Annotated in this window: 29 protein-coding genes; 13 read left to right on the forward strand and 16 right to left on the reverse strand. The window is 45.0% G+C overall.

The window, feature by feature from the left end; translation table 11 throughout:
• Positions 1-74 precede the first annotated feature (74 nt).
• On the reverse strand, positions 75-1,043 hold the full coding sequence (gene yidZ, locus R7E47_RS01390) for an HTH-type transcriptional regulator YidZ (protein WP_176311345.1): 969 nt from the start codon (positions 1,041-1,043) through the stop codon (positions 75-77).
• The gene (locus R7E47_RS01395) at positions 1,018-2,208 is read right to left on the reverse strand and encodes an MFS transporter (RefSeq protein WP_005386919.1); all 1,191 of its coding nucleotides are present in this window, start codon (positions 2,206-2,208) and stop codon (positions 1,018-1,020) included. Before R7E47_RS01395 ends, yidZ begins: the two co-directional genes overlap by 26 nt.
• Before the next feature lie 132 nt (positions 2,209-2,340).
• Here R7E47_RS01395 and R7E47_RS01400 point away from each other — a divergent pair, with 132 nt between their 5' ends.
• Positions 2,341-2,811: a GNAT family N-acetyltransferase gene (locus R7E47_RS01400; RefSeq protein ID WP_054579371.1), complete on the forward strand. Its 471-nt coding sequence runs from the start codon at positions 2,341-2,343 to the stop codon at positions 2,809-2,811.
• 24 nt (positions 2,812-2,835) lie between these two features.
• Positions 2,836-3,294: a GNAT family N-acetyltransferase gene (locus R7E47_RS01405; protein ID WP_005386911.1), complete on the forward strand. Its 459-nt coding sequence runs from the start codon at positions 2,836-2,838 to the stop codon at positions 3,292-3,294.
• 34 nt (positions 3,295-3,328) lie between these two features.
• On the opposite strand, the gene R7E47_RS01410 is transcribed toward R7E47_RS01405, so the two are convergent.
• A complete protein-coding gene (locus R7E47_RS01410; RefSeq protein WP_005374970.1) occupies positions 3,329-3,841 on the reverse strand; it encodes a DUF2799 domain-containing protein in 513 nt (170 codons plus the stop codon).
• A 259-nt stretch (positions 3,842-4,100) separates the two neighbouring features.
• On the opposite strand from R7E47_RS01410, the gene R7E47_RS01415 reads away from it, so the two are divergent.
• From R7E47_RS01415 to R7E47_RS01430, 4 genes are all read left to right on the forward strand, one after another.
• Positions 4,101-4,811 carry a response regulator gene (locus R7E47_RS01415; protein WP_005374975.1) on the forward strand — a complete coding sequence of 237 codons (711 nt, stop codon included), beginning with the start codon at positions 4,101-4,103 and terminating at the stop codon, positions 4,809-4,811.
• The gene (gene creC, locus R7E47_RS01420) at positions 4,811-6,253 is read left to right on the forward strand and encodes a two-component system sensor histidine kinase CreC (protein WP_318083809.1); all 1,443 of its coding nucleotides are present in this window, start codon (positions 4,811-4,813) and stop codon (positions 6,251-6,253) included. Before R7E47_RS01415 ends, creC begins: the two co-directional genes overlap by 1 nt.
• A gap of 75 nt (positions 6,254-6,328) precedes the next feature.
• Entirely contained in the window at positions 6,329-7,669 is a 1,341-nt protein-coding gene (gene creD, locus R7E47_RS01425) for a cell envelope integrity protein CreD (RefSeq protein WP_318083621.1), read from the forward strand.
• Positions 7,656-8,084, forward strand: a complete 429-nt coding sequence (locus tag R7E47_RS01430) for a DUF2809 domain-containing protein (protein ID WP_318083623.1) — start codon at positions 7,656-7,658, stop codon at positions 8,082-8,084. The genes creD and R7E47_RS01430 overlap by 14 nt, the downstream gene beginning before the upstream one ends.
• 240 nt (positions 8,085-8,324) lie before the next feature.
• Here the strand turns inward: R7E47_RS01430 and R7E47_RS01435 are convergent, their stop codons facing one another.
• Complete coding sequence (locus R7E47_RS01435) at positions 8,325-8,999, reverse strand: fructose-6-phosphate aldolase (RefSeq protein ID WP_318083625.1); 675 nt, start codon at positions 8,997-8,999, stop codon at positions 8,325-8,327.
• 254 nt (positions 9,000-9,253) lie between these two features.
• Between R7E47_RS01435 and R7E47_RS01440 the strand changes: the two genes are divergently transcribed.
• Positions 9,254-10,195, forward strand: coding sequence for a glycyl-radical enzyme activating protein (locus R7E47_RS01440; RefSeq protein WP_318083627.1), 942 nt, complete (start codon positions 9,254-9,256; stop codon positions 10,193-10,195).
• Positions 10,196-10,197: 2 nt separating this feature from the next.
• The gene (locus tag R7E47_RS01445) at positions 10,198-12,621 is read left to right on the forward strand and encodes a formate C-acetyltransferase/glycerol dehydratase family glycyl radical enzyme (RefSeq protein ID WP_213867892.1); all 2,424 of its coding nucleotides are present in this window, start codon (positions 10,198-10,200) and stop codon (positions 12,619-12,621) included.
• 84 nt (positions 12,622-12,705) lie between these two features.
• Here the strand turns inward: R7E47_RS01445 and R7E47_RS01450 are convergent, their stop codons facing one another.
• Positions 12,706-13,251 carry a TetR/AcrR family transcriptional regulator gene (locus R7E47_RS01450; RefSeq protein WP_064369613.1) on the reverse strand — a complete coding sequence of 182 codons (546 nt, stop codon included), beginning with the start codon at positions 13,249-13,251 and terminating at the stop codon, positions 12,706-12,708.
• 99 nt (positions 13,252-13,350) lie between these two features.
• Here R7E47_RS01450 and R7E47_RS01455 point away from each other — a divergent pair, with 99 nt between their 5' ends.
• The 4 genes from R7E47_RS01455 (at position 13,351) to R7E47_RS01470 (ending at position 14,897) form a co-directional block, all read left to right on the forward strand.
• A complete protein-coding gene (locus R7E47_RS01455; RefSeq protein WP_064369614.1) occupies positions 13,351-13,824 on the forward strand; it encodes an HPP family protein in 474 nt (157 codons plus the stop codon).
• A gap of 138 nt (positions 13,825-13,962) precedes the next feature.
• Complete coding sequence (locus R7E47_RS01460) at positions 13,963-14,178, forward strand: TIGR02450 family Trp-rich protein (protein ID WP_054576599.1); 216 nt, start codon at positions 13,963-13,965, stop codon at positions 14,176-14,178.
• A 112-nt stretch (positions 14,179-14,290) separates the two neighbouring features.
• Positions 14,291-14,668, forward strand: a complete 378-nt coding sequence (locus R7E47_RS01465) for a PH domain-containing protein (RefSeq protein ID WP_005386881.1) — start codon at positions 14,291-14,293, stop codon at positions 14,666-14,668.
• A 10-nt stretch (positions 14,669-14,678) separates the two neighbouring features.
• Complete coding sequence (locus R7E47_RS01470; protein WP_017634431.1) at positions 14,679-14,897, forward strand: DUF6500 family protein; 219 nt, start codon at positions 14,679-14,681, stop codon at positions 14,895-14,897.
• Here the strand turns inward: R7E47_RS01470 and R7E47_RS01475 are convergent.
• From R7E47_RS01475 to fliD, 9 genes are all read right to left on the reverse strand, one after another.
• Positions 14,894-15,181 (reverse strand): hypothetical protein, encoded by a 288-nt coding sequence (locus R7E47_RS01475; RefSeq protein ID WP_005375002.1) that lies wholly within the window; start codon positions 15,179-15,181, stop codon positions 14,894-14,896. The two genes, R7E47_RS01470 and R7E47_RS01475, sit on opposite strands and share 4 nt — an antisense overlap.
• 77 nt (positions 15,182-15,258) lie before the next feature.
• Positions 15,259-16,254 carry a flagellar motor protein MotB gene (locus R7E47_RS01480; protein ID WP_005375003.1) on the reverse strand — a complete coding sequence of 332 codons (996 nt, stop codon included), beginning with the start codon at positions 16,252-16,254 and terminating at the stop codon, positions 15,259-15,261.
• Positions 16,254-17,111, reverse strand: a complete 858-nt coding sequence (motA, locus tag R7E47_RS01485; protein ID WP_005375006.1) for a flagellar motor stator protein MotA — start codon at positions 17,109-17,111, stop codon at positions 16,254-16,256. Before motA ends, R7E47_RS01480 begins: the two co-directional genes overlap by 1 nt.
• A 10-nt stretch (positions 17,112-17,121) precedes the next feature.
• Positions 17,122-17,850 (reverse strand): FliA/WhiG family RNA polymerase sigma factor, encoded by a 729-nt coding sequence (locus R7E47_RS01490; RefSeq protein ID WP_005375008.1) that lies wholly within the window; start codon positions 17,848-17,850, stop codon positions 17,122-17,124.
• A 12-nt stretch (positions 17,851-17,862) separates the two neighbouring features.
• Positions 17,863-18,363, reverse strand: coding sequence for a flagellar basal body-associated protein FliL (gene fliL / locus R7E47_RS01495; RefSeq protein ID WP_005375011.1), 501 nt, complete (start codon positions 18,361-18,363; stop codon positions 17,863-17,865).
• Positions 18,364-18,385: 22 nt separating this feature from the next.
• The gene (locus tag R7E47_RS01500; RefSeq protein ID WP_017634432.1) at positions 18,386-19,459 is read right to left on the reverse strand and encodes a flagellar hook-length control protein FliK; all 1,074 of its coding nucleotides are present in this window, start codon (positions 19,457-19,459) and stop codon (positions 18,386-18,388) included.
• Positions 19,456-19,776 (reverse strand): hypothetical protein, encoded by a 321-nt coding sequence (locus R7E47_RS01505; protein WP_005375013.1) that lies wholly within the window; start codon positions 19,774-19,776, stop codon positions 19,456-19,458. Before R7E47_RS01505 ends, R7E47_RS01500 begins: the two co-directional genes overlap by 4 nt.
• Entirely contained in the window at positions 19,760-20,146 is a 387-nt protein-coding gene (gene fliS, locus R7E47_RS01510) for a flagellar export chaperone FliS (RefSeq protein WP_005375014.1), read from the reverse strand. The genes R7E47_RS01505 and fliS overlap by 17 nt, the downstream gene beginning before the upstream one ends.
• A gap of 32 nt (positions 20,147-20,178) precedes the next feature.
• Positions 20,179-21,525, reverse strand: a complete 1,347-nt coding sequence (fliD, locus tag R7E47_RS01515) for a flagellar filament capping protein FliD (RefSeq protein WP_005375015.1) — start codon at positions 21,523-21,525, stop codon at positions 20,179-20,181.
• A 416-nt stretch (positions 21,526-21,941) separates the two neighbouring features.
• On the opposite strand from fliD, the gene R7E47_RS01520 reads away from it, so the two are divergent.
• Complete coding sequence (locus R7E47_RS01520) at positions 21,942-22,229, forward strand: hypothetical protein (RefSeq protein ID WP_005375016.1); 288 nt, start codon at positions 21,942-21,944, stop codon at positions 22,227-22,229.
• 70 nt (positions 22,230-22,299) lie between these two features.
• On the opposite strand, the gene lafA is transcribed toward R7E47_RS01520, so the two are convergent.
• Together lafA and R7E47_RS01530 are read right to left on the reverse strand one after the other, a co-directional pair.
• Positions 22,300-23,151, reverse strand: coding sequence for a lateral flagellin LafA (gene lafA, locus R7E47_RS01525; RefSeq protein ID WP_005375019.1), 852 nt, complete (start codon positions 23,149-23,151; stop codon positions 22,300-22,302).
• A gap of 301 nt (positions 23,152-23,452) precedes the next feature.
• Positions 23,453-24,223 carry an EAL domain-containing protein gene (locus tag R7E47_RS01530; protein ID WP_005375023.1) on the reverse strand — a complete coding sequence of 257 codons (771 nt, stop codon included), beginning with the start codon at positions 24,221-24,223 and terminating at the stop codon, positions 23,453-23,455.
• Positions 24,224-24,239 lie beyond the last annotated feature (16 nt).

Here is a 24,239-nt window from a genome sequence, read left to right on the forward strand (position 1 = left end):
AGTGATTAGTTATAGCTATCAGAGCAAGAAAGTCATTAAAAATAACCAGAGAAAACCTGACCTTAGCCTGAGTCTTACTGTGGTTGGGAAGGTTGTTTGTACAATGACTTAATGGTGTTTTTCAACCATAGCAATTTGGGGTTGTACGCATTGCGTTTATGCCAAATCATGGTAAATGGAATCAGTAACTTGTCTTGTTGAGTTTGGTCTAACGGAATTGGCAAGCACACCAAATCGAGATGCAGCTTTTCTGTGTAGCTTTTGCAATAGTGCGGCGCGGTGGTGATCATGCCATGCGTCGGCTGCGCTGCCATAAAAAGGGATTGCTCAAAGTTGGACATCGTCAGCCCGATAGAGCGCTGTAGCCCTAGTTCCGTTAATACTTCATCCAACGCCCAAGTTTCACTTTTTTCCCAAACAATATTGATGTGTTGGTAGCTCAGAAAGGTCTCGAGATTCCACTCTTGCTGTAATGCCGGATGATCTTTATGTAAATACACCATCGGCAGGTCATAAAATAGAATCTCAAAATCCAAGAAATACGGCAGAAGATCCAACGACTCTTTCGATCTCGGGTGACTTTCTCGGCCGGTAAAACCGATATCCGCCTCGCCTCGAATGATGGCGTCGAGTGAATCGTAATCCCAGTTACTGGTTTTTACTTTCGCTTCAGGGTATCGCTGGTGGATAGCGACGATGAGTCTGTCCAGCATTGTGAGCACTAATGGCGACTCAATCGTGATATCAAAACGCACTCCTTTAGGCGTAATATCGCTGCGTTTTTCTGCAATCTGGCAGCCAATTTGCAGCCATTCTGCAAGATCTTGCTCCATGCTTTGCGCCAAGGGCGTTGGCGCAAGACCTTTAGGTGTTTTGACAAACAAAGGATCATCGAACCAATGACGAAGTTTGTTGAGCGACTTACTTACGGTAGAGGGCGTAACGTTCAGCTTTTTCGAGGCTTTCGAGACGCTTTGCTCTTGCAACAATAATTGCAGAGTGAACAGTAAGTTTAAATCAAGTCGCGCTAGGAATTTCTTCATAATGGGTATCGTGAACAGGCTTTGGAATCAATAGTATTAGAGCAAGGCTGATTACGCTACCTAGCACTAAGATAAACACCAACATATTCAGTGCAGTAACGCCGATGAAACCCATAAACCAAATATAGAACGCGGAACTACAAACTTGAGCAATGCCCAGTAACGAGCTTGCCACGCCAGCTTGTTGAGAGAATGGGCTGAGCGCTTGGCTCATGGCCACGCCAAAGCCACAAGCGAAGCCTGCGCAAATCAGCCCAAGTCCGAAAACATAGTAAAAAGGTTGTCCATCATGGAAATGGGCTGCACTGAGCACGATGGCTGAACAAACGAGCAATCCTTGAGAGCTCATCATTAAGGTTCGCTGCTTGAAAATCCCCAATGCCAATGGCGCCGAGAACGAAATCAACATACTGATCGTCGCAGTCCCCGCCATGATGGAAGAATAGCCACCGCGATCAAAACCAAGCATACTCATCACAACAATTGGTGAAGCGTTAACAAAGGTCAGGATGGTGGTCACTCCAAGTGCAGTAATGATCAGCCTACTGATAAAAAATCGCTCGAAGAAAGTCTCTTGATGGCTCTCTGGCGTTGTCTGTTCTTCACATTGTTGGCTGGGTAGTGATTCCTTGAGAACAAAAATGGCCAATACACTGACGAGAATGCCCATTCCTGCCATCGTGGTAAACAAACTCGGCCAAGGAAATTTCAGCATAATCAAGTGACCAATCACGGGGGCGATCACTGGAATGATACAGGTGATGCCATTGAGCATCGACAATACTTTCGCGCGGCGTTCATCGTCTAACGTGTCGCGTAAAATCGCGAACGCGACGACATAGCAAGATCCAGCACCGATGCCTTGGCAAAAGCGAGCAATCAAGAAAGCGTTTGGTTGTTCAGCCATTCCGCCGAGAAAAGACGCGAGCACGAAGATCATCGCGCCGACGACGGCAACAGGCTTTCGTCCCACAGAGTCTGCAATTTTCCCCGCGAATAACATGGTGGTAGCCATGCCAGCTAAATAGATCGAAAACGCAATATGCAACTGAGATTCACTGGCGTTGAGATCTGACGCAATTTGAGGCAAACCAACAAGATACAAATCAATGGCAGTAGGGTAGAGTAAAACGAGTGCAAAACTACAAAGTAAAAAACGGGACATGGAAACCTCTCTATCGAATGGCGAGGATAATAGAGTGCTAAACGTTTGCCTGCGAGTGGGAAATACGACACCAGGTATTTCTATTTACGACATACCCTGTATGAATTGAGCATAAAAACAACAAGGAAGATTATGATTACCATTGAAAAGTATTCGCCTGAGCGACATGAACAAACTTGCGAACTTAGCGTGCTAGAAGAGCAATCGCAGTTTACGGTCGCGGATGTGGGTGAAATGCTTACACGTCTTGAACCCACAGAGCTTCCGCATCTGATTCTGGCGGACGATGACGTGGTTGGCTTTTTTCTATTTGATGCAGCTTACAGCGAGAAATACGATTTTTGCCCGAAAAACAGTTTAGGCGTGCGTGCTTTGCTGGTGGATCACCGTCATCAAGGCAAAGGCATCGCCAAGCGAGCAATTCAACAGTTTGCCAATTTCGCCAAACGCCATTATCCCGAATTTGATGCGCTTTATCTCACTGTGAATTGCCGCAACATACCTGCTTATCAGTGCTATTTAAAATCAGGGTTTGAAGATACCAATGAGCTTTACCACGGCGGCCCAGTTGGACCGCAGCACATTATGAGACAGCCGCTTTAGCTATGAAAAACCAAGGATGGATATATGAGAATTGAAATCGACAATTTAGAACGGCCGCAAGTGATTGCGCTGTTGGAAGGACATTTACAGGACATGTACGCCACGTCACCACCAGAAAGCGTGCATGCGTTAGATTTAGATAAGCTCAAAGCGCCAGAAGTGACATTTTGGACCGGATGGAAAGGTGAGCAACTGCTTGGGTGTGCGGCGATTAAAGAGTTGGATGACCAACACGCGGAGCTGAAATCCATGCGCACCACGCCTACGGCAAGAAACCAAGGTGTGGCATCTCAATTATTGATTCATGTGATTGAGCAAGCGAAGCAAAAAGGTTTGCAGCGCTTGAGTTTAGAAACGGGCTCGATGGAGTTTTTTAAACCAGCGCGCCTGTTGTATGAAAAGCATGGCTTTGTGTACTGCGAGCCGTTCGGGGATTACGAACTCGATCCGAACAGTCAATTCATGACCCTAGAACTGAGCTAGGGCCATGAATTTTTAGAAGCTAAATCCAATCGATTTAGAAATTCAGATTCAAGTTGATGGTTGGCGACAAGAGGCTTGAACGCTCGTCAGCCAATCGCTTTCTCTTCTCTTTCAGACGTTTGGCATTATCTTTGTCTGGATTGCCATCAAGCTGATTATCGATGACCGAGATTTCAGTATCGATTTGTTGGATGCGTTGCTGGCGTTGATATTCTTGATGACCTAACTGGTAGTTCTCAATAAACTCTTTGCTGCTGCATACACCGTAATATTCTTTGCCTTCGATACCGACAGTGTACCCATTGTCTGGTGAGCAATATTGGATAGTGCCTTTATCAAAGCCTTCTTTCCATTTCGCTCGGTCGGGTGTCACACCCGCTTCACCACAGTCTTCGGTATAGCTATTGATAATGTTTGGATCGTTGCCATCTCGGCCATCTTGATAACCTACGTTGTACCAGTTTGCCGTTTTGCACTCATCCGGAGACATGCTGGCGCAACCTGAGAGCAAAGTCAGTAAAGCCAGGGGGATTAGCGCTCTTTTCATCAGTGACTGTCCTTTAAATAAAATCGAATTGATAACTTGAGTTTAAAATGAACACTGTTCATATCAATGGTTGAAATCATTGTATTCACAATTGTGGTGACTCATTAATCTAAGTGATAAATTTATTATGCTGAATAGAAGTGTGTTTGATTAGTATTATCCACGAACTGCGCCTTTGCTGCATCAATCCACTAGCCTTGGCCCCAAATTAAGTGATAATACCAACATAAAGATAAACACCGTCAATGAGGCTAAGACATTGAGCGAACAACCCACCGTCCTTATTATCGAGGATGAATCTGCTATCGCAGAGAACCTGATTCATGTATTAGAGATGGATGGCTACCACGCAGAGTGGTTTGCAACAGCAGGAGAGGGCTTAGCTTTTTTGCAGCACAACTCCGCAGCGTTACTTGTCTTAGACGTAGGCTTACCGGATGGCAATGGTTTTGAATTATGCAAAACCATCCGTGAGTTTTCTGATATTCCCATAATCTTTCTCACCGCAAGAAGCGATGAAATTGACCGCGTAGTCGGTTTGGAAATTGGCGCGGATGATTACGTGACTAAGCCATTTAGCCCGCGCGAAATGTTGGCTCGCATTAAACTTCGAATCAAAGCTAAAGCGCCAATGATGGAGCACAAACCAGAGCCTGTAGCTGTTCCAGAACAACCTCAATTTAGTCAAGATTTGGTTGCGCAGAACTTCGACTACGGTGTCGGTGGACAAATGCTTGGGTTAACTGCGGTGGAATTTAAGATCCTCGATAGGCTGATTTCCGTCTCTTCCAATGTATTGAGCCGAGAGCAGCTCATGGTCGCGGCAGACATGGCGCCAGAGGCTGCATACGAGCGCAATATCGATACCCACATCAAAGCCATTCGCCATAAGTTGAAGCCGTTTGAGATGTCTGAACGCATCTGTACCAAACGTGGCTTTGGTTACTTTTACTGCACTAAAGGTGAATGATGAATCGCTGGCCGAAGATCCCGCTTGGACTCAGACTGTTTTTTCTCTACTTCATCTTAGTCGGAATGACGGCTTACATGGTGAGCAAAACCGTTGTCCAAGAACTGAAGCCAACCGTGCGTCAAACCACCGAAGAGACGCTGGTGGATATGGCGAACTTGCTTGCGGTATTGGCGGAAGAAGACGTTGCAAACGGAAAGTTGTCTGAGAGTCGCTTCTCCAAACTACTAGCGGCTTATGGGCAGCGAGAACCCCAAGCGCGCATTTGGGAAATTGGCAAAAAAGCGATTAACCATCGAATTTACATCACCGATAAACAAGGCATTGTGATTGCGGATTCTTGGCAGCAAGACGTAGGCAAAGACTACTCGCAATGGAACGATGTGTATCTCACGTTGCGTGGTCAATACGGCGCGCGCAGTACCATCGAAGACCCGAAAGATCCACTCTCAACCGTTATGCACGTTGCTGCGCCCGTTTACCACAAAGGCGAAATCATTGGTAGCGTGACGGTGGCAAAATCCAATCGCTCAGTACAACCCTTCATCGATCTATCTAAACGCAATGTGCTGTTTTGGATGGTGTGGATGAGTGGTTTAGTGCTATTGGCAGGGGCATTGTTTGCTTGGCGAATTCACTCAGCACTGAACAAGCTAGAAGACTACGCGACCAAAATGGGTGAAGGTGAAAAGGTCTCTAAGCCGACATTTCGTATCTTTTATGAGTACGGCACGCTAAGCGACGCATTAGAGAAGATGCGCAATCAACTCGATGGTAAACAATATGTGGAAGAGTACGTACAGACGCTGACTCATGAGCTGAAAAGCCCGTTATCAGCGATTAAAGGCGCGAGTGAAATATTGCAAATGCCGTTGCCTGCAGAAAAGGTCACGCGCTTTGCTGGCAACATTGAGCGAGAAAGCGACCGCATGCAGTCATTGATTGATAAGTTGCTCGAACTGGCTCGTCTTGAAAAGCGCCCCGATCTAGAGCAAGTCGAAGCTATCTCGCTAAAACAAATGGTCAATGAAGTGGTTGAATCGGCGGATGCGCGTTTGAGTGCAAAGTCGGTGATTGCCAACATCCAAATTGATGACCACCAAGCCGTGCTTGGTGATGCCTTCTTACTGAAACAAGCCGTTTTTAACCTGATGGACAATGCGCTGGATTTTGTTCATTCAGAGGGACGCATTGAGTGGAAAACTGAGGTCACGAAAGAAAAGGTGTGCCTGTCGATTTTCAATTCAGGTCCTCATATTCCCGACTATGCAATGCCTCGTTTAACCGAGCGCTTCTACTCCCTCGCTCGGAAAAATGGTGTTAAGAGCACTGGGCTCGGGCTGAATTTTGTTGAGCAAGTGATCAAACTGCACAAGGGTAAGTTGCAAGTCGAAAACGTCGATTCTGGCGTGAAAGTGACGCTGGTTTTACCAACTCCATAGAAACTCCACATTAGCTCCATTCGTTCTCCAAATTGCTGATTTAGATTACTCCCATCAGCAAATGGAGAATGAAACATGAAAAAGATCCTCAATAACCAACTCGGCACGAAGTTCGCCTTCGTGCTGTTTTTGTTTGTCTTACTGCAAATCCCGCTTTCAATGGTCACAGGGCTGATCTCAGAACGCTCATATCGCCAAGATGAAGTCAGAAACGACATCGCACGCAGTAGCAGCGGCGAGCAGCGCATCATTGGTCCATTCATCATGGTTAACTACACCGAAACCAGTTACCGAGATGACAAAGTACAGATTAAAGAGCGTCGTAAATTTCTTTTACCTAGCACTTTTGATATGAGCGCGAATCTGGACAGTTTTGAAAAGTACCGAGGCATTTACCGTGCGCGTTTATACAAAGCACAAGTGGCACTGAAAGGCACTTTCGATGCAGACGATCTCGCGGCGTTGCATGGGCTTGATATTGACAACATGAGCCTAGTGGTTGGCATTGAAGACAGCCGCGGATTAATTCGTTTGGATGACATGACCATGGCGAGTGCTAACATCGAAGTCGCACCGGGAACGGGGTTAGACCAGTTACCACAAGGCTTCCACAGTACTCTGACACTTGCAGACCTAAACGCAGAACAACCTTTGGCATTCGATCTTAACTTCTTGTTGCAAGGGATGGGGCAGCTTCAAGTCACACCAATCGGCAGTCAAACAACGGTTGAGCTCTCTTCAAAATGGGCGCATCCAAGCTTTATCGGTGATTACTTACCGGTGTCGTCAGAGGTATCTGAAGATGGATTTAATGCACAGTGGGCGAGCAATAACTTCTCTACCAATATCGCGCAGCTGTTCCAAAGCTGTTTGTCATCGAATCATGCGTGTCACGAGCTTGAACAGCGACAAATGGGCGTAGATTTGATTGACCCCGTTGACCACTATTTGAAGTCTCACCGAGCTGTGAACTATTCACTGTTGGTTATCACATTAGTATTTGCGAGTTTCTTCTTACTGGAGCTGTTCCAAGCGCGTCCGGTTCACCCAGTGCAATACGGCTTTATTGGTCTGGCTTTAGCGCTTTTCTATCTGTTGTTGATTTCGATGAGTGAACACCTCGGCTTTAACTGGGCGTATGTGGTGTCGGCAATCGCCTCGACGGGACTTTTAAGTGTGTACGTGAGCGGTATGTTGAGCAACACCACGCACGGCGCGGTATTCGGAGCGTGTTTGCTCACTCTCTACGGATTACTGTTTGGCTTGCTACAAGCAGAAAGCTACGCATTGGTTATGGGGACATTGCTGTGTTTCGCGATTTTGAGCTTCACTATGGTTATTACACGCAACATCGACTGGTACGCACGAAATAAGAAAGCGGAAGAAAGCGCAAAGGCGAATCATGAAGATGTTTAAACGAGCAATTCTCACTGGGCAGCCAAGCAATATGGTGGAAGAAACGTCTGCTATCCGCCTGCAATTTTCTGCAAAAAATGGACTCAAAAGCTTGGTGTGTTTTATCGCATTGGTCGTTATCGCGCTCTATGTTCGAGACAGCTTTATTCGTCCGACAGTTGGTGATGTTCTCGTTGTGGTTTGGCTCTACTACTTTCTTGCAAGCTTGTTCTCCATGCCCGTTAACTGGCTGGTTTCACTGGTGGTGTTGATTGCGTTTGCTGTTGAGTTAGGGCAATTGTTACAGGTCACGGTTTGGCTTGGTATCGAATCTTCATCGCCTCTGGCTGTGATTTTGGGCGCCACATTTGATTGGAAAGATCTGCTGGCTTACTGCATCGGGGGTCTACTGTGTTGGTGGATGGAAAAGAAATGAAAACCGAGGTGAAAGCCATTGCGCTACCAAACCGACTCCGCCATTCCAAACGAGGTATTCGTAAAAGGATCAAAATCAGTTTACTAAAGCGCGTGTACCTTTGGTCACTGACCAATAGAGAACTACTGTAAACCTCACCTGTTTATATGAAATACAAAAGGGAACCTTAAGTTCACCGGCGCACAGGGTGAGTTAAGATTCCCTTTATTGTTAACTATGAAGTCTAGCTGCTATTTTTAATTAGCTTTCAAATGAAAGCTTCTCGCCGAACGTCTCTTTCCAGTCTTTATCGAACTGTTCAACCGCCGGTTTTACTGCTGGATGTGCGAACATTTGTGCCGCCACATCGGTTGGTAATGTAATGGCTTCGATACCAAGTTTCATCACCTCCATCGCTTGTTGAGTGTTCTTGAAACTGGCTGCCAAAATCTTCGCTGGTAGTTGGTTTTGATCGAGCAACAATTGAAGATCCGCGACCACTTCAACACCGTTGCCGTTCATCGCATCAATGCGGTTTACGTAAGGTGCTAGATAGTCTGCACCGCACAGTGCTGCAAGGAACCCTTGTTGAGCTGAATAGATAGCGGTAGCAAGAACCTGAATTCCCTCTTTTTTCATTAGCTTAATTGCAGCTAAGCCTGTTTCTGTGGCTGGCACTTTTACCACCATATCGTAAGGCAATTCATTCAGTTGGCGCGCTTCTGCCACCATGCCTTCGACGGTTGAACTCGCGACTTGAGCGTGAAAGCGAGGTGTACCGCCAAGTGCTTCTTGCATGCCTGCTAGGGTTTCATTCAGTCCCTGTTTTGACTTCGCCAAAATGCTTGGGTTTGTCGTCACGCCTTTTAGCGGTAGGCATTGGTTAAAGCGTTTTACTTCTGCCACATCAGCAGTATCTAAATAAAGTTCAATCATGGTTTCTACCTTAAACAAAATCTTCGTTTTGATGATGGGATCACTATAGATCTGACAATCGAACGAGATCTTGATTTCGATCAATTGAAATTTCATTTGAAACTATAATAATTTCATCAAATGAAAGTTAAGTGAAACTTGTGAACACTCAAATGAAGCTTTCAGTTAGAACAAAGAAAAGCCGTTCATAAGGCTTAACCAGCAAGAAACAGATTAAGTACACAGCGGTAGCACAGACCAAGAGGCAAGCAGAGATGTATTTCAATATCCAACGATTCTCTACCCATGATGGCGATGGCATTCGTTCCATTCTTTTTCTTAAAGGATGCAGCTTGTCTTGCCCTTGGTGTCAAAACCCAGAAAGCCGCAGCGAAAAGCATTCACTGTTGTTTGATCAGCGAAGCTGCATGGAAGATTGCCAGCTGTGCGTTTCTGCGTATCAAGCTACAACTCAAACCACGGCGGGTAGTGAAACGGTGAGCGATGGTATTCAACGCATCGACAACCAGATCATCATCAATCGCAAAGCCATCAAAGAAGACCAACTGATCGCGCTGCGAAACGTATGTCCTACGCAAGCACTGACCGTCTGTGGTGAAGATGCAAAATCAGACATGCTGTTCGACACCTTAATGAAAGACAAACCTTTCTATGACCAAAGCCAAGGTGGCGTGACCTTCTCCGGTGGTGAGCCTCTCATGCAAGCGGATTTGGTGGCAGAACTCGCGCAGCGTCTGCATGACAACCAAGTCTCTACCGCTATTGAATCGTGCATGCATGTGCCGTGGAAGTACGTCGAAAAAGCCGCGCCGCATATTGATTGCTGGTTGGCGGATTTAAAACATACCGACGAAGAAAAGTTTCTTAGCTGGGCGAAAGGTTCACTAAAACGCATCAAAGACAATTTCCGAAAACTGGCACCTATCGCGAAACGCATTGTGATTCGCGTTCCCGTTGTGCCGAGGTTCAATGACACCATCGAAGAGTTGAAAGACATCATCGATTTTGCGGCTTCACTAGAAAGCTGCCAAGAACTTCACTTGCTGCCGTACCACACGCTCGGCATCAATAAATACCGTTTGCTCGATATGCCTTACGAGTGTTCTGACAAGCCATTAAACAAACCAGAACTGCTAGAAAGCGCCATGCAATACGCAAGCGAAAACACCCAACTTAACGTGATTGTAAGAGGTTAACTATGGACCTGAATTACCTTCCTGAGCGTATCAAAGCGCACAAATCGGCACTGGTAAATATCGTAACGCCACCTGTCTGTACCGAGCGTGCAGAGGCATACACTCGTGCTTATCAAGCGAACGAAGACAAACCTGTAATTGTCCAACGTGCGCTAGCACTGCAAGAGCACTTACGCACTCGTACGATTTGGATTAAGCATGATGAGTTAATCGTCGGTAACCAAGCGAGCAAAGTACGCGCTGCGCCTATCTTCCCAGAATACACTGTACGTTGGATTGAAGCGGAAATTGATGAGCTAGCCGACCGTCCTGGTGCAGGCTTTGCGGTCACTGAAGAAGATAAGCAAAGCATCCACAGCATCACACCGTACTGGCGAGGTAAAACCGTTCAAGACCGTTGTTATGGCTTGTTTACTGATGAGCAGCAAGAAATCTTAGCCAGCACCATCATTAAAGCCGAAGGCAATATGACTTCGGGTGACGCACACCTAGCGGTGGATAACGAGAAAATCCTTAAGCTAGGCATGAACGGTTTGCTAGAGGATGTTCGTCAGCACCGTGCTAACAATGATGTTTCGACCTTTGAAGGCTTGAAGAAAGAGCAGTTCTACAAATCGGTCGAAATTGTACTGCTTGCCATTCAAGATCACATGGTGAGCTACGCTGAATTGGCGGCAAAAATGGCGTTAGAAGAGACGCGCCCGCTGCGCAAAGCTGAGTTAGAAAGCATTGCGGCAAACTGTCGTCATGTCGCGAGTGATGCGCCGGAAAACTTCTGGCAAGCACTGCAATTGAGCTACTTCGTTCAATTGATGCTACAAATCGAATCGAACGGTCACTCGGTTTCTTTCGGTCGTATGGACCAATTCCTCAACGAATTTTATGTTCGCGATATCGAAAACGGCACGATTGAGAAAGACTTCGCACTAGAGCTTTTACAAAGCTGCTGGTTGAAGTTGCTTGAAGTAAACAAGATTCGCTCTGGTGCACACTCAAAAGCATCGGCAGGTTCTCCGCTGTACCAAAACGTGTGTATCGGCGGTCAGAAGTTGAATGAAAAGGGTGAGCCTGAAGACGCAGTGAATCCACTTTCTTGGGCGATTCTGGAATCTTGCGGTCAGTTACGTTCAACGCAACCTAACTTGAGTGTGCGTTACCACGAAGGTTTGAACCAAGAGTTCTTAATGGGCTGTATCGAAGTGATTAAGTGCGGCTTCGGTATGCCTGCGTTCAACAACGATGAAATTGTCATCCCTGAATTCATCAAGCTTGGTGTAGAGAAAGAAGACGCTTACAACTATGCATCTATCGGCTGTATCGAGACGGCGGTTCCGGGCAAATGGGGTTACCGTTGCACGGGCATGAGCTTCATTAACTTTGCTCGTATCCTGCTCGCTTCATTGAACGAAGGTGTGGATGCAACAACGGGTAAAGCTTTCTTGCCACACGATAAGTCATTAGCAAAAGGTAACTTTGAGAACTTTGAGCAAGTGACGGCTTCTTGGGCAGAGCAAATCCGCTACTACACCCGTAAATCGATTGAGATTGATACAGTAGTCGACAGCGTGCTTGAACAGCAAGCACAAGACATCTTCTGCTCAACGCTGGTGGATGACTGTTTGGCTCGCGGTAAAACCGTGAAAGAAGGTGGCGCGAAATACGATTGGGTATCTGGCTTACAAGTCGGTATCGCAAACTTAGGTAATAGCCTAGCAGCCATCAAGCACCTTGTTTTCGATGATGCGCAAATCACTCAGCCAGAGCTAGCAAAAGCATTGGCTGAAGATTTCGACGGCATGGAGAACGAACAACTTCGCCAACGTCTTATCAACTTTGCACCAAAATACGGTAACGATGATGACGCAGTAGATCAACTACTGGCAGACGCGTACCAAGTGTACATTGATGAGCTAGAGCAGTTCGTTAATACGCGTCATGGGCGTGGTCCAATTGGCGGCGGTTACTACGCAGGTACATCAAGTATCTCGGCAAACGTCCCATTCGGTGCTTCAACCATGGCAACGCCAGATGGTCGTAAAGCGAAAACGCCATTGGCAGAAGGTGCAAGCCCGTCATCTGGCTCAGACCGTTTAGGCCCAACAGCTGTGTACAACTCGGTCGGTAAGATCCAAGCGAATAAGATCCTTGGTGGCGTGCTGCTTAACCAGAAGTTAAGCCCTGCAGCGGTTGAGTCTGAAGGGGATAAGCTCAAGCTTTCTATGTTGATTCGTACCTTCTTCAACCACCACAAAGGTTGGCACGTGCAGTACAACATCGTCTCTCGTGAGACCTTGCTAGCTGCGAAGAAGAACCCTGAACAATATCGTGATCTTGTTGTGCGAGTTGCAGGCTACTCAGCCTTCTTCACCGCGCTATCACCAGATGCGCAAGACGACATCATCGCTCGTACTGAACACGAGCTATAAGTACACTGACTAACTAAAACAAAAGGCACCGATTGGTGCCTTTCGTTTGAATACTTAATCCGCAAATGACTATACCTGACCGCATTACAGCTTGTGCAAAATGGTCACGCATTTTTTCGTGACGTTGTCGTACTCTTTCGTCATGTAAGCGGTAGTGATCGCGCCCTCTTTCATGATGCAAATGGCATCGAGTAATGCAGCGTTGTCTGATTTGAGATAGCGTTGAATTAGCTCTCTGACTTGCTGCTTATGGTAGCGGCAATACGTTGCGATCTCGCCACTGTCGTCACTGAATTCCGCGGACGTATTGATGAAAAAGCAACCGCGAAACTCGCCCAATTTTTCTTCAGAGCCATGAAACCAGCCGTTGAGTGCTGTAAATAACTGATCGATCACCTCCGCGCACGTTTGTGCTGAAGAAAGCTTTTCCTCCAACCATTCCATAAATATTTGGTGGCGTTGTTCTAATGCGGCGATGATAAGCGCTTCTTTGCTCTCAAAATGGTTATATAGCGTGCGTTTAGCCACGCCGGAAACATTGAGAACTTCATTGATGCCAATAGAGTTGATGCCTTGTTTGTAAAACAGTGACAAAGCTGTGTCGATCAATAACTGTTTCTTTTTGTTCATAACTACGTCCTCAAAAAGTTCCATAAACACATATTGACAAAGGTAGACAGGTTTGTCTATTTTATTTTGTAGACAATTTGGTCTACTTTTGAGGTGTTTATGAATAATTTAATTTTATCGTTGGTTGCCGGACTTGGCGCTACGCTGGCTATTGGTGTGTTGTCTTACGCCGAGGTATCTCTTACTGAGGTAGTACTCCTGATGGCACCATTTGGTGCTACCGCAGTACTGGTGTTTGGGGTGCCAGGCAGCCCTCTTGCTCAACCCAAAAACGTGATCATTGGTCACTTCATCACGGCCTCTATCGGTATTGCGTTTAGCCAGTATGTTGACGTCACGCCGGTCACGCTCGCGATTGCGACGGGGCTGGGTGTGTCTGCGATGCTGATTACGAAGACCACTCATCCACCTGCGGGTGCAAATCCAATTTTGATCATGGCGTCTGGGCAGGGATGGAGTTTTCTCTTCACGCCTGTCCTGATTGGCGCGATAGTGATTGTTCTGGTCGGTAAAGGGTTACAGTTGCTACAAAGTCAGTACTTAAATCCTCGATTGAATGGTCAGAAGACCTAGTCGGATTGTAGTTAGAGCCGCGAAAGGGAGTGATCTCTTTTGCGGTTTTATCTTTTGTCGGTTTGCAAAAACAAAATCTGATTCTCTCTTGGTATTCAGTCGTATACATCAACATGGTAGTTAAATTGGTACAATGCGATGAACAGAATCCACCCTAAGAAACTATTGCACAGTAAATGGACGGCAATTTCACCTAAAAACAAAGAGAAGCATTTTGTCGTGACGGAAATGGAACTAGATGAAGATGGTAACGTTGTGAGATGTGTCATCGAGGCAGTCATGAGTAAACGCGACCAAGAGATGAACTGGCAAGACCTAAAAGACTCTGAGCAATGGATGCAAGGGTGGAAGTGAGTGACGCTTCGTTGTTGGGCGAATCAAGCAGAAACGTGCGTTGCGAGTAGGCAAAAGTGGTGCTATCTGATACGTTGATAATTCGTTCTAACGCCCACTCAAAGGATTAATTATGATTGATTTCGACAATTCCTCTGTATTTAAGCTTAAGCCGATTGACGTTTCTAATGCCAGAGAAGACTTCCTTAAGTTCTTGATTGATGGTGAGACTATTTTCGCTGCTTTTAAAACAGTTCGTGACCAAGTGGTGTTTACGAACAAGCGAGTGATAGCGGCAAATGTGCAAGGGATTACCGGCTCAAAAGTGGATTACACTTCTTTGCCTTACAGTAAGATCAATGCATTTTCTATCGAGACCTCTGGTACTTTTGATTTGGATTGTGAAATCGAGTTCTTCATGAGTGAGGTGGGAAGAGTGCGTTTTGAAATTAAAGGCTCGTTTGATTTGATTTCTTTCAACCGTATGGTTAGTGAGTATGTACTAGGTTAAGGGGTTAGAAATGAGAGCTTCGCTGAGAGACAAAATTATAGAGGTCTGTGACAAAAAGATCGCGAGTAAAGGTGAATTGGTTGGTCTCTCATTTTATGCGTTTTTCGCTAATAAAAATGACGACCCAGAGCTGTTGATGGAAGCGGCTACGTGGTGGATTCAGACTCATCAGCTCGACCACTTCGAAAAAGCAGTAAAAATAAAATCAATGGTCGAGTCGGGGAGCTAAATTAAAAAAAAGAAGTAAAGAAAGCAGACAAATGCTAATAACGTTGCGGACAAAACAGGGTAGATAATGTAAGAGTCCTGCTTGTTGGTTCGTTGAAAACATAGCGAAACAAGTAAGACGTTATAAACAACAAGTAACAAGCTGATCATGGTTCCGCTGTTTAGTGTCATACTTGATAGCTGAGTTAAGAAAAACGCCAATAAAAGGTAATCGAAGACAATGAGCCATAAAAAGGCTTTCTTCAGTAAGTCGCTTTTTCTTTTTTCGGATGATGTTATGTGCATATAGAACTCAACTAAAAAGTCACAGTAACAGAGGCTTTGGTTAGAGAGGTCACCATCAGAGTGGTGACCTTTTAAGATTATAATTCTTGAATTTTTACTTCGCTGGTGGCGGTATCGCCGGAGTAATTGATGACTTCTTGACGAATGACTGGTTGGTTAAATTCAGCCTTATCTTTCGCTTTTTGCAGTTCACTTTCTTGGTGGTTGCCAAAAAGGGTTTCAAGCACTTTAGCGGCAGGAGTCGTTAAAACAAACAGCTCAATACGACGGTTTTCGCTAGAATCTGGCTCATCAGGATTAAGCAGCGCTCTATCTGACATACCCGTTACCTGCATTACTCTATCGTCCGGCATACCGCCTTCAACTAACGTATTTCTTGCTACGTCTGCTCGAGAGGCTGATAACGCCCAGTTAGATTGACGACCAAAACGCTTTTTAAATGGAATTGCATCTGTGTGTCCGCTGATGATCAGAGGGTTGTTAACACGATGAAATACAGGTGCTAGTGCGAGCAGTAAATCTTCAAAAAAAGGAGTAAGTTCTGCACCACCACGGCTGAACATATGCTGTTTGTAATCATCTTGAAGGACAATACGCAAACCTTGTGGTGTCACCGTGACGTTTACATTTCCCTGCGCATTAATTTGGGCAGTCATTTGCTCAATTACTTTCGCTAGTGCGGCAAGTTGCTCTTGAGTATCGAAGTTACCAGGAATCAAAGAATCAATTTCTGGTCCATCCCCATCACCTTTGAAGTAAGAGCTTACCACATGGTTGGAGTTGTGTTTACTTGGCACAGAAGAGTCCTGTGCCAAGTCGATAGGAGAAATACTTTGTGACGTATCAAATGGGTTGCCGTAACTCTTGTCGAATACGCTTGAACTATGCAAGTGGGCAACAATCGCTTTACGCTCTTCTTTGTCTACCACCTGCATAACCCAAAGTACAAGAAACAGCGCCATTAGGGCGATCATGAAGTCAGCAAACGCGACTTTCCACGCGCCGCCATGAGACGACTCATCATGGCTGTATACTTTGGCACGTTTGAACACTACATGCTCTTGTTTTTGCATTATCCCTCCTGTTCAGCTAACCACTTCTCCATTTGGTTGAATGTTGGTTTGATGTCTAGCTGAATATGTTTACGACCAGCGTCAATGGCGAGCAATGTCGGCTTTTTCGCTACGTAGGCAACCAAGGTTGCACGAACGCACTCAAAAGCAGTCATATTACGTTTTACTCGCTGAGCCATGGCGTTACTTAGTGGATCTAAGCCACAGTAACAACCGAAAATACCAATGAATGTACCAACGAGAGCTGCCGCAACGTGATAACCAATCATGGCGATTGAGCCATCAATAGCTTGCATGGTGATAATGATGCCACCAACTGCTGCAAGAATACCGAAGCCAGGTAGTGCTTCTGCTGTACGCTGTAGTGAGCGTGAAGGTAAAAGCATTTCGTTCTGTATTGCTTCGATTTCTTGCTCTAGCAGTCCCTCTAATTCATGAGGCGACATCTGTCCCATTGCCATTAAACGTAAATTGTCAGTAATGAAAGAAATTAGGCGATGATCTTCTGCGATCGTCGGGTAAGCGAGGAACATAGAGCTTTGCTCCGGAGCCTCAATATGAGAATCCAGAAACTTGTATCCGCGGTTTCTCGCTGTCTCTAGCAAGTTGTTGAGTAGTGCCATTAATTCCATGTAGTACTCATGCTCTTCTGTTGGACCTTTAATGGTCGCTGGCACTTGGCGACGCATTTCTTTCAGTACATGAGGCGGATTACCGATGATCAAAGAACCAGCAGCGGCGCCAATAATGATAAGGAATTCGGCTGGCTGCCAGATAGCACCTAAGCTACCACCGGCCCACATATATCCACCGAAGACGCACACCAGGATAGTGAGCACTCCAAAAAACTTTTGCATCTTGTGACTCCTAAGAGGACATTAATTGGTTGAGTTGTTTCAGCGCTTGTTTGTGAAGCTGACATATACGAGGTGGTGTCAGATCCAATACCAGAGCTATTTCGTGTAAGTTGAGTTCATGTTGATAGAACAGAGTCAGGAGCAGTTGATCGCGCTTAGGTAACTTACCCAAAGCACTGTCTAAACTACGACGAATATGTTCATGTTCCATGCCATCGTATTGTCCGCCAATGTAGCTATCACCGCTGCTCTCCATCAGTTGGTCAAGGCTTTGCATCTCGCCTGCGAGAGCGGCATTTTGGCGGTTGTAATAATCTTGCTCATTCGTCCCTAAAGCCTGGATGATTTCGGCATCCGTTGGCATTCGACCTAACGTTCGAGTGAGATCTCGAGTCACGTCGTTGAGCTCGTGGGCTTGTTGACGAGTCTTACGTGAACGCCAATCTAGTCGGCGTAATTCGTCTAAAATAGCTCCCCGAACTCGACAAACGGCGAAAGCAGGAAAGTGAGGATCGTCAACATCGCCATATCGGCGTCCAGCCTCGACTAGAGCGATAAGGCCTATCTGCTGCATATCTTCAATACTACAGTGAGAAGTGGCATGAACGCGCAGCTGGTTAACTACGCGTTTTACCATGACCTGATGACGTTGTAGCAATGCGTTTTCATCAATTGGTCGTGACGGTGTTGTCACTTCCTCTTCTGTGGTGTAAGTGTCTTGTACATTCATGTCTAACATGGTTGTGCTCCGTTATTGCACAACATATTTAGTCAACAAAACATCGTCGATTTCTCGGACGATGTCTGTTTTGGCAAAAGCGAGTAGAAGCGTTTGCTTCACTTCGTCTTGCAGAATATCGATGGCACCCGCTTGCTGTAACTGATCAAACGTTTTGTCGCTAAACAGTTTTAATAGAGAGTTTTGTACCATAGGCATGTATTCATCGATCTCTTTGATACGCTCTGGACGGCGTGTCTCAATTGCCAGTTCTAGCATCACAAAGTGAGTCTGTTTCTTGCCTTTAACGGTCAAAACGACTTTGTCCAAAGGATGGAAGCTAGGACCTTTACTTGTCGGTTGTTCTGTGACCAAAAAAGACAGTGGAGAGTCTTCGATCAGTGAACCAGAGTCAGGTGACTCTTGAGCGTGTTTGTTTAAGTACCAGATTCCGCCCATAATTGTGACGGCCGAAACGAGGGCACTGGTGATGATCATGGCGATAAACAGGGCGATCATTTGTTGTTTGGTCATAACCTTTTTCCTCGAAGATTTACTAAGCTTGAGTGCTTAGCCAGTGTTCTGAATAGTTAGTTGTTGTCGTGGTTTGGAATGCACCAGATTCTCGTGCGGCGAAAATATTGGCGTCTTCTTCGTTTGCATGTGGGTCATTTCGACCTTGGTTTTGATCAGAGCCAACATTGACATCGACATGAACGAAGTTTTGCTCTTGTAACTCAGTACGCAATCGTTCCGAAACTTGCATTAAAGCTTCTCGTGTTGCTGCGGCATTGGCGTTGATGTGGACACTCAATCGGTCACCTTCAACACGTACAAGTAAATCCAATTTCCCTAAGTCTGGTGGGTCTAGGCGGATTTTTGCTTCTTGTACATTTTGTTGAGCTTGGAGCGTCACGCGATCATGTAATACTTGCATCATTTGCTCCCCCCACTTTCCGGCAGTGGTATCAACACGCACCGCTGCCCACTCAGAGCCTTGAGCTTGAACATGACTCGTCGCAACCGGTGAATGTGCAGATTGTGTTGTAGGGGCTTGTGCTTGAAGTAGAGATGCGGTTGGTTGCCCTTGAACAGGTTGATTCAAAAGAGTTTGAAACTCAGCACCGGAGATAGGCAAACGCGAACTCGATGAAGTCGGCAGACTTTGCTTCACATCTTGTTTTGATGATGTGTTTAACATAGCGTTAGACGAATCTTGAGTAACAGACTTAACTTCGCTCGCAGTCATTAAAGATGACGCTTTTCCTAGTTTCTCAGCCTGCTTCTCTGCCATGGTAATCATACCCTGGGTTAAAGCTTGAGCTTGCGCTGCAAGATCAGTCGATTCTGTTAACCCTGGTGTACTGGTCAAGTTGGCATCCGGATCTGAAGCTGAGCGGTCATCAGTATCAAAACCATGACTTTGTACTTTGTTTGCGTTGTTCAAAGTAGAGGCCGTAAGGTGAAAACTCGGTACCGCTGACGCAGAGTTAAAGTCTTGCTCACCATTCTGCTTGTTCCCTGATTTAAAACCATGAGAAAAGCCGTGTACCGAGTTCGCTTGCTTGATGTGACCCTCATTGTTAGCTGGCGAATTACCCGAGTGCTGAGTTGAAGAAGGTATGATCATTGAGTTAGCTCCATGGTCATTGCTAATTGATAGGCCATAGCGCGTTCTTGATGGTCATTGACCATGTTCATCTCTTTTTTCAACTCGTTGGTCGACTTCTCTAATACTGCGAAGGCATTAGCGTGCACTGTTTTCGCTCGCTGGATTTCAGGTGCAAGCTTAGGATCTTTCAAAAAAGGCTTGTGACTGATCAAAAGCTCTCGCAACTGCAAGTCGTACCGCTTGAGCGCATGCCAATCGGCCGTTTTTGCGGCGAACTGGATGAGCTGAGATAAATGACGGAATCGCTCTGGCGATACTTTATGCTTGTTGTCCAAAATTCATCCAACCTTCACGAATGTTACCCATTACACGCTCAACGTTAACCAAGCGATTTGCATCGTTTTGCACGCTAGCGTAATAAAGTTCGACTTGGCAGAAGTCATAAAGCTGGCGTAGGTTTTCCGCAATTTCACCGCCGTTTTCATCATCTAGAGCACTTGTTAGTCCAATCAAGATGTTCATGCATTTGTTGATTCCATTCCCTTTCTCGGCCAAACGATTTGCGGCTAGGTGGCCGCGAATACGTTCAACTTCATCGAGTAGGCCATCGATTAACATGATGACTAATTGGTGTGGATTTGCTGCTGCCGCTTGAGCGTCGAGATCGACTTGTTGGTACGAATCGTAACCAGAATCCATAAGCATGAATATTTCTCCTAAATTTGGAACCAAATGTCTTATTTTTGAGCATTAAACATGGACATGGTTTGGTTCATTTGGGTCATAATTGAATTCATTTGAGTGAATTGTTTGAGATAGCGGTTGTACGACATTTCGTACTTACGCTCTAAATTGGTTTGTTTATCTTTGATTCGGTCTAAGCTTGACTGTATTGCGTCTTTACGCGTGCTGAAGGTACCTGATGAGAATTTCAAGAAAGGCTCTACCATCGCGTCAAGAGAATCTAGCAAAGCGTCATCCCCATTAAACAACGCCTCTAAGCCTGCGCTGTTTGTTTGTTGAGCTTCTTTGAACTTTTCTTGATCAACTTTCATTTTACCGTTGCGGTCTAGGCTCACGCCGATTTCGCTTAGGCGCATACCATTGTGTTCACCTCGGATTAACCCCGTTAACTGACTCTCAATAGAACGCAATGTCGAGTCGCTAGCGAGCACGCCGCGTTTCTGATCTTCACCGCCAATTTGGGTGTACTGATCGATAGTCGAAACAAGGGCATTGTAGGTTTCCACAAACTTATCTAGTTGTTCTTTAGTGCCTTCGCTATCAGCTCCAATTTTTAAACCGATTGGAGAATCTCCCGCGGCTTGCGGTTTAGATACGGTAATGTCAACACCGTCGATGACACCTTCAAAAGTATTACTTGCGTTGGTTAGTTTCAGGCCTGAGTCTTTTGCACCTAGCCACATAACCGCATCTTGCGGAGCGTTGATTTGCTTGAGGTTGGTGAAGGCGTCTTCAAACCACGCTTGGCCAGTACCCGATGCAGATACGTTGATCTTATTTTCGACACCAGTCTCAGTGCTCGATAGCATAAAGTGTGTTTGACCATTCGAGCGAACTAGAGTGGCGTTAACGCCAGGGTTGTCCGTGTGATTGTTAATCGCACTGGCTAAATCGCTGATCGTTGCAGTGCCGTCACCATTAACATCAACGGAGGACAAGTCTAGAGTCATTGTTTCACCGTTGATGGTGAATTCTAAAGATCCAGTTGTTGGTACTTCTGTCGTTGCCTCAAGGTCTGCCGGCATTCCTGTAGATACTTGATGCGCCGTTGCCACTTTTTCTACAAAAATCTGATAGTTACCCGTTAGCGCTTTAGCATCCGCGTTTGCAGTAAAGTTACCTTCTTGAGAGAGTGTCGCACTGTTTTTGATGATGCTGTTTGTGCTGTTATTCATCTCTTTCATTGCAGTACGAAAATCACGTAGTGCGCTTTCAACTTTATTAAAAGCTGACAGTTGTGACTGGTACACATTAGCTTGCGCTTGGTAACGGTTTTTGAATGGGTTTGTGTCCAATTGTGCGAATTGGGTTGCCATTTTTACTGGGTCTAAAGAACTCATGAGGTGTGCTCCTCTCATCTCTTATTGGCTTGAATACTTTGAATGCTACGCCTTAGTTTAATTATCAGTGGCAAGATGCGTGCCGTATATTAAATCCAATTAAAACAAAGGTTTAAAGCTATTTTGTTTTCTTGGGAGGAAGTGGTGTTTCCACCTTGTTTGTTCCGCCTTCCTCCATGGAAAAAGTAATTTCCTTATAAGAAAAGGCGACCTAAACAAAGAAAATATTTAATTGTATTGACGGTTCTAATTAGGAGAGATGTTTTAATTAGACGTTATATTCAGCCTTTACTTCAGCTTGATTCAGATAATTCTTACAGAGTGCATTAATTGCGTTCTGATATTATTTTTGATAGTGCGATGTGCAAGTGTTCTCACTAAAAATTAAATTTTTTACGTTTCAAAGAATGTCAGTTATGAATGAATTTGCGTTACGATTGATGAAATGTGCTCGTGCATATGAAGAGTTCATTAACAAAAAACTATTAAGTAAACAGAGCATCAATTCTGATGAGATAGCTAGTATCTTAAAGGAAGCTAAGTTCAATTTTCCTGAACTTAGAGATAGTAAAATAGGAAGCAAGTTAGAGACGATAGAATTAGAACTGTTTAATAAGGTTTTATTTAATATTATGTTGAAATTCGGATTCAGAGTGCCTGAATCTCACAAAGATAATACGAGCTCTATTTATATTCGTAGATAAAAATAAAGCCTTCCATAGGAAGGCTTTATAATTAAGACGATTTAAATTAAGCGCACTATTAACTAAGTAATTAGCGTAGTAGTGACATTGCCATGCTTGGAAGCTGGTTAGTTTGAGACAGAACAGTTGTACCTGCTTGCATCAACATTTGGTTCTTAGTCATGTTTGAAGACTCTACTGCAAAGTCTGTATCCATGATACGACCTTTAGATGCTGTAACGTTTTCTACCATGTTACCAAGGTTAGCCATTGTGTGCTCAAGACGGTTGATGTTCGCACCGAAGTCTGCACGAGAGCTACCAATTTTTTCTACTAGACCGTCAGCGCCGCTGATTTTGTCTAGTGCTGCTTTTGCTTTAGTCGCGTCATCGATACCATCTGTAATTGCTGCATCAGCAAGGATAGTAGTGATTTCACCGATACCTGCGCTTGCGCTTACAGTCAATGTTTCAGCAGAAGATGCACCGATTTGGAATGTTACGTCACCTGCACCGAAGCCGCCGCCTTTAAGAAGGTTTTGACCACCGAACTTAGTGTTGTCTACGATGTTGTTTAGTTCTGCAGTAAGCTGTGTGAACTCTTTGTTAAGAGACGCACGGTCTGTTGCACTGTTTGAACCGTTCAACGATTGTGTAGCAAGGTCGTTCATACGGTAAACGATGTTTGTCATTTCATCCATCGCACCTTCAGCAGTTTGCATCATAGAGATGCCGTCTTGTGCGTTACGCATTGCTACTGACATGCCGCGTGTTTGCGCTTCTAGACGGTTAGCAATTTGAAGACCAGCAGCGTCATCAGCAGCTGAGTTCACACGGTAGCCTGTGCTTAGACGTTCCATTGCTGTGTTTAGAAGTCCGCTTGTTGTGTTCATTGTGTTTTGAGTTACAAGCGAAGCGTAGTTAGTGTGCATTGATAAAGCCATCTTAGTCTCCTTAGTTAGTCACTATATCTTTCAGGCCTCGGGATATTCCCTTGTCACTAACTAGAGGCGGTCGGTCGGCTTTAATGATTAATTTGAAAATTAAAAAATTTCTAAAAAAGATAAAAATTGATGATTTTTAGTGATTTGTATTCCATGAAAACCGGGGAAATCATCATATAAGCCTAAATTTTTTAGTTAAGTTAAAGAAACTATTGCCCAATGATCTTGTGGTTATCCGTTATAAATAAAAAAACAGCACGAATAAATCGTGCTGTTTTAAATATAAATGGTTGAGTTTCAACTATTCCTCATCAAAAGACTGAAAGGAGAGAGAGGTTGGGATATCGCTGAAATAACCAAAATAATAACTGGCACCCAATAAACGATAACGGTTAAGTTCCGTTTGACTCGCTACACGTCCGGCAACCCAAGTATATTTATGCTTTCTTAAGAACTTAGCAATAGGTAGGAAAGCGTGTCTTTCTTCTTTATCTTCTAGTGTGACTGACAATTTGATCATATCGGGACTAAAGTCTGCGACGCGCTCGAAGTTCACTTGCGATGTCGCGACTTCAAACCAAAGTGAATATGCATTCTCTTTTAACTTTTTGGTGAGTGTGGCGACTTTATCACGATCACATAACGTTTCATCAGCTTGAAGAGAAGGAATCACATGTTGAAAAGCAGAAGAGTGGAATTGAATCGTCTGTTCGAGAAAATAAACCCCAGGCTCCCACAGTAATGCATCAACGCGAATCGGCACGACAACATTACTAATCAAGTCGTGGTGAAAGGCTTCTAACTGAAATTGTGTTTGTCTTAGTGCAAGGTAAAGACTGAACAAATCCAGGCAGTACTGCATTTGTTCAGAGAGTTTGAATTGATAGACACTTTGTTCTCCACGCATACCAAATCTCAACGTCAGGTGTTGGAATTCTACTTCCCCTGATTGAGCTTCCCTAATTGCTTGGCATGCGTGTTGGACATCATTGTGTTTTAAAGCATCAAAGACTAATTGATCGTCATCCGTGACGATATGTTGTACTGCGAGACCAACCAAATGTTCGTACATCGCATGTGTTGAAATA

It is taken from the genome of Vibrio sp. Vb1026 (genome assembly GCF_033338745.1).
GTDB classification, from domain to species: domain Bacteria; phylum Pseudomonadota; class Gammaproteobacteria; order Enterobacterales; family Vibrionaceae; genus Vibrio; species Vibrio alginolyticus.